The organism is Microvirga pakistanensis (assembly GCF_004458765.1).
In the GTDB taxonomy this organism is placed as follows: Bacteria; Pseudomonadota; Alphaproteobacteria; order Rhizobiales; family Beijerinckiaceae; genus Microvirga; species Microvirga pakistanensis.
The window spans coordinates 1-223 of record NZ_SPJX01000368.1 but is presented as its reverse complement, the minus strand read 5'-3'; the positions used below and the strand labels follow the sequence as shown (position 1 = coordinate 223).

Sequence of the window (223 nt, the reverse complement as noted above, 5' to 3'; positions counted from 1 at the left end):
GCGTCGCAAGATCGAGAACGATCCCGCCAATCCGATTTTTCTGCAGACCGTGCGCGGGATCGGCTATCGCCTCGTGATCGACCGATGAAAATCGGCGCGGCCCTTCACTACACGCCGCTCGATCGGGCGGCGCGCTGGTTCGGCAGATTTCTGCCGAAGGGGCTTTATGCGCGCGCGCTCATCATCATCATCGCGCCGGTCATCCTGCTGCAATCCGTGGTCG

The 223-nt window shown here is 62.3% G+C and carries 2 pseudogenes; both read left to right on the top strand.

From position 1 onward, the window contains the following. Window positions 1-88 (top strand): annotated as a pseudogene (locus tag E4K09_RS18540) (DNA-binding response regulator); the annotation flags it as partial. Continuing rightward, window positions 85-223: pseudogene (locus E4K09_RS30310) on the top strand (two-component sensor histidine kinase); the annotation flags it as partial. The pseudogenes E4K09_RS18540 and E4K09_RS30310, both read left to right, overlap by 4 nt.